We start from the raw sequence: 4551 nt of genomic DNA, 5'->3' as shown, positions 1-4551 counted from the left end.
CTTAATAAGGTTTGATCCCCCCTTGCCCCCCTTAATAAGGGGGGTGGTGATGGGTTTCAGTTGGTATTAATGGGGTCTATTATAGACAAATTAATCAATATTATTTATAAAGTTTTCTTAACTTTTTTTGTATCAAATTTACCTGAACGGTAGTATTAAATACTTATGATTGAGTTTGTGTAAAACACTTTTGCAATTTAAGCTTGTGTATAAAGTTTTATGCACAGATTCAACATTTCTGGTCACTAAGCCACAGCAAATCCCGTATATTTGCGTATTTTAGGATAACGAAAACCCAGGACTATATCTTCTTTGGGAATACCTGCCTCCATCAAATCAGTAGCGATGCCTTCCTCCGTTTCATCACATTGAATCCAGACTTTATCGACAACCAAGCTAAGGTGAATTGGTGTTGCATGGAGATACTTATTACCACTCCAACCGAAATCTAAAACTAGATAATGTCCTCGTTCATCATCAAATATAACCTGAGAAGTGTAGCCATCAGGTAAAGTAGCACGATAGTTAGCATGATTCTGGAGAACAGTCTTAATAATACCTTGATATTTTAATTGGGTATCCATTGCACGATTACCTCACTTTCATCATCAAAGACAATTAATTTCACAATCTGATTCTTTAGCAATACCTGCCCTAATTCTATACTAAAAACACTGTTAAAAGTTGGCTGAGATATGGCCAGATAAAGAACTCGCTCAACTTTCATCTCGTTAAGGATTTGACGATACAAGACGTACTGCCCCAAAGCTTGCTGTAAATCCTTTACGTCAGACTGTCCTACAAAGCTTTTCACTTCAACGACAATTTTCCGCAATTCTTTCTCCGCACTGATTAAGCGTTCTGCTCCCAAATCAGCGGATAAACGCTTCTTGCCAATTTGAAGTGGAAAAGGATCGTGAGTGATTGCCCACCCGTCCTTCTCTAAAGCAAGTTTTACAGTGTCGTGGTAAATATCTCGTGCAGACACAAAAATTCAGAGGATAAATACTCTAATCAGCAGTATAGCAAATTTTTCTGTTCTCAAGACCTCTTGTAAAAATCAAAAGACGAGTGCCTACAGCAATTCTGGTAGCAGTTCGAGATAATTGACTGGCACTGCTTGGTGCTGAGATGGACTCGCTGCTGGCTCTTGGGTATCTGAAAACTGGTTAGTGTTAGGCGGCAATCTGTCCATAGAGTTTTTTTTGCATGGATTAGAATCGATTGTGATAATTGATTATTGTCTATGGTTTATTGTGATTTCAGTTGGCATTAATGGGTTCTATTATAGACAAATTAATCAATATTATTTATAAAGTTTTCTTAACTTTTTTTGTATCAAATTTACTTGAACGGGAGCATTAAATATTTATAATTGAGTTTGTGTAAAACACTTTTGCAATTATGGAATTTTGGAATTGACGAAATCTAGCCAAGAATTTAACTTAAGCTTATTCTTTTGGATATAAACTTGATTCTAGAAAAACTATTGGTAATCAGAAAATGCTGACTTCATCGCCTCCCAATCTCTCGCAACTTGCCCTTTTATTTCTCAAAATCGGCATTATCGGTTTTGGTGGTCCGGCTGCCCATATCGCTTTAATGGAGGAAGAAGTGGTTAAGCGTCGCGGTTGGATGACTAAGGAGCGATTTCTCGATTTGGTGGGGGCCACTAATCTGATTCCTGGTCCCAATTCCACGGAAATGGCTATTCATATCGGTTATATTTTTGGTGGTTTAGCGGGTTTAATAATCACCGGGGTTTGTTTTATCACTCCTGCGGTGTTAATTACAGGTTTTCTAGCTTGGATTTATACTACCTACGGGACTTTACCGGATGTGGCTCCGATTTTTGCCGGGATTAAACCGGTAGTAATTGCGGTGATTTTTCAGGCACTGTGGCGCTTAGGTAAAAAGGCACTGAAAACCCGTCAATTATTCTTCATCGGATTGGGAGTTATTGGATTATTAATCTTAGGTTTAAATGAAATTATCGCTTTACTGTTAGGCGGAATTATCGGGATGTTTATCCTCAAAAAATTCGCTACTTTTCCCCTGATTGTGGCAGGAATAGGCAGTGCGACGGCGGTTGCTACTCCTAGCAATATCCCACCGACATTAACAGGATTAGGGCTATTTTTTCTCAAGGTGGGTAGTGTTTTATTTGGTAGTGGTTATGTGTTAGTTGCCTTTTTAGAAGCAGATTTAGTGCAGGGAAAAGGATGGTTAACCCGACAACAATTATTAGATGCTATTGCTATCGGTCAATTTACCCCCGGCCCGGTGTTATCCACAGCCACTTTTATCGGTTATCAAATATTAGGAGTATCGGGGGCAATTGTGGCAACTCTAGCGATTTTCTTTCCTTCTTTTATCTTTGTTTTATTACTTAATCCTCTCATTCCTAAACTGAGACAATCTGCTTGGGCAGGGGCTTTTTTAGACGCAATTAATGCTAGTGCAGTGGCTTTAATGGTAGCGGTAATTTTTAATTTAGCTCTAGCTACTTGGTTACAACCCTACGGGGATTTACCTTTTAATTTATTGTCTATCATTCTATCTCTTATATCTGGTATTCTTTTACTACGTTTTCAAGTTAATTCTACTTGGTTAATTCTGGCTGGTGCGCTTATTGGTTTGCTCTTAAAACAATTAGGTTAGGGGGAAATAAGTAAATGGTTCTAATTAAATAGATTTTGCCTTTGATCCCCCCTTAATAAGACTGTCCTTTAGTCACATCTTTCTTAACATTTCAAACCTTTGTAGCACAAGGCTTTCAAGACTCGGTTAACAATTTGTAATATTCCTTGTTGACACCCTTACAAAACAAAGAAAAAACTGAAATCAAGTCAGGATAAAGGTTGGAGTGCTTACTGCAAAAATTGTTAAGAAAGATCCCTATAAGGGATAGCTTAATAAGGGGGGTGCTGATTTGTTAAACTTTTGCCATTGATGTAGTTGGTTCTCTGAGCTTTTCTACCCAGTTATAAATCTGATCGCGATTTAGTCTATAGCTGAGGGGATGGGCGATTAATCGAGCGCTACTAGCAAATAATTCGGCAATTTCTACTAAACCATTTTCGCGTAAAGTTCGACCAGTGGAAACTAGGTCAACTATCGCTTCTGACATCCCCGTAATCGGGCCTAATTCTACGGAACCATAGAGAGGTATAATCTCGACGGGAATATCTAAACGACGAAAATAATCCTTAGCACAATTGACAAATTTTGAGGCAACTTTACCGTGATGGGGAATATCTAAGGGACTTTGATAGGGACTATCAGCAGGGACAGCTACCGACATCCGACAATAACCAAATTTTAGGTCAATTAAATTAGCCACATCGGGAGATTTTTCCAATAAAATATCATAACCGGCGATGCCTAATTGTGCCTGACCGTATTCTACATAAACTGGTACATCTGTGGCTCTGACTAATAACGCTTTCGCTTGGTTAGTGGGGTCGGTAATCTGTAATTGGCGATTTTTTGAGTCAAGAAAGGCACTAAAATCTAAGCCAATCTTTTGAAATATTTGGATACTTTCGTTTAGTAAAGCACCCTTCGGTAAGGCAATTGTTAGCATAGAGGGAATTATGAATTGGGGTGTGGGGTTTTTCAGTGAACAGTAAACAGTAATCAGTAATCAGTGAACTGAAAATTCACCTCTGATAACCGAGATGGCAGTAAGTTCTCTAATGACCACATCAGCTAATTGTAAATCTTGATGGTTTTCCGGTTGCCAACTAATTGCGATCGCAGCTGCTGATTTTGCCTGTTTAGCCATTTCCCAATCGGCCCTAGTATCCCCCACCATCAGGGTTTTGTCCACTGGGGTCCCCAAAGCTTGACAGGTTTCTTGCAATAGTAAGGGATCGGGTTTGCTTAAACCTCGATCGCATCCCCGAACAATTTTAATATAATTTAATAGGTGATTTTCCTTGACAAATTGCTCAACTCGTGCTGTGGTATCGGAGGAAAGAATCGCCAATTGTAAACCGGCCGCGTGCAGATAACGAATTACTTCTAAACAGTGGGGATAGAGGGGATTTAAGCGGGGGGGAACCTTTTCATCGGCCGCTTGAAAGGATGCTTTTGCGATCGCCATGGCCGTTAACCAATCCCGGCCGGTGGAAGCAATACAACCGGCAGCGACGATATGATTATCTCTGCGGCTGCCCACTGCCATTAAACCAGCAGGATTGAGACTATTTGCCCCAATACCGAAAGTTTTGGTTAATAAAAACTCTAAACCAGGGATTTGCGATTCAATGGCTTGTATCCGGGCTATAGCTCGATCGTACCAGAAAGCTCGCGAATCCTCTAGCGTACCGTCCTTATCAAAAACAATCCCTTGAATATCTCTAAATTCTCGATTACCACAGCGAATTATCGGCAAATAAACCTCCTTATTTTTATCTATATTGTCAGTCATCATTTTAGCTTTCAGGATTAAGGAGACAGGAGTCTCCGAGTCAGGAGTCTCCGAGTCAGGAGATAGGAGATTATTTTATTTATTCTTCCCACTTCCCCACACCCCACACCCTACAC

Annotated in this window: 5 protein-coding genes and 1 pseudogene; 1 reads left to right on the top strand and 5 read right to left on the bottom strand. The window is 39.8% G+C overall.

Annotation, left to right across the window (positions count from 1 at the left end; all coding sequences use genetic code 11):
• Positions 1 to 245 precede the first annotated feature (245 nt).
• The 3 genes and pseudogenes from IQ224_RS21830 to IQ224_RS25165 form a co-directional block, all read right to left on the bottom strand.
• Positions 246 to 584, bottom strand: coding sequence for a XisI protein (locus IQ224_RS21830; RefSeq protein WP_002746346.1), 339 nt, complete (start codon positions 582 to 584; stop codon positions 246 to 248).
• Complete coding sequence (locus IQ224_RS21825) at positions 569 to 988, bottom strand: element excision factor XisH family protein (protein WP_036402075.1); 420 nt, start codon at positions 986 to 988, stop codon at positions 569 to 571. The genes IQ224_RS21830 and IQ224_RS21825 overlap by 16 nt, the downstream gene beginning before the upstream one ends.
• 90 nt (positions 989 to 1078) lie before the next feature.
• A pseudogene (locus IQ224_RS25165) lies at positions 1079 to 1195 on the bottom strand (TIGR03032 family protein); the annotation flags it as partial.
• 308 nt (positions 1196 to 1503) lie between these two features.
• Between IQ224_RS25165 and chrA the strand changes: the two are divergent.
• A complete protein-coding gene (gene chrA, locus IQ224_RS21820) occupies positions 1504 to 2661 on the top strand; it encodes a chromate efflux transporter (RefSeq protein WP_002746343.1) in 1158 nt (385 codons plus the stop codon).
• A gap of 274 nt (positions 2662 to 2935) precedes the next feature.
• On the opposite strand, the gene hisG is transcribed toward chrA, so the two are convergent.
• Complete coding sequence (gene hisG, locus IQ224_RS21815) at positions 2936 to 3586, bottom strand: ATP phosphoribosyltransferase (protein WP_002732768.1); 651 nt, start codon at positions 3584 to 3586, stop codon at positions 2936 to 2938.
• Between the two features lie 60 nt (positions 3587 to 3646).
• Entirely contained in the window at positions 3647 to 4438 is a 792-nt protein-coding gene (locus IQ224_RS21810) for an HAD family hydrolase (RefSeq protein WP_051048487.1), read from the bottom strand.
• Positions 4439 to 4551 lie beyond the last annotated feature (113 nt).

The sequence above is a fragment of the Microcystis sp. LEGE 00066 genome, from assembly GCF_015207925.1.
Classification (GTDB): Bacteria; Cyanobacteriota; Cyanobacteriia; order Cyanobacteriales; family Microcystaceae; genus Microcystis; species Microcystis ichthyoblabe_A.
Note: the sequence above shows the minus strand (reverse complement) of the source record. Positions and strands in the feature narration are given on the sequence as shown.

What these genes read in the sequence shown, in the direction of transcription:
- IQ224_RS21830 (WP_002746346.1), bottom strand. Translation starts at nt 584, where the DNA reads ATGGATACCCAATTAAAATATCAAGGTATTATTAAGACTGTTCTCCAG.
- chrA (WP_002746343.1), top strand. Translation starts at nt 1,504, where the DNA reads ATGCTGACTTCATCGCCTCCCAATCTCTCGCAACTTGCCCTTTTATTT.
- hisG (WP_002732768.1), bottom strand. Translation starts at nt 3,586, where the DNA reads ATGCTAACAATTGCCTTACCGAAGGGTGCTTTACTAAACGAAAGTATC.
- IQ224_RS21810 (WP_051048487.1), bottom strand. Translation starts at nt 4,438, where the DNA reads ATGATGACTGACAATATAGATAAAAATAAGGAGGTTTATTTGCCGATA.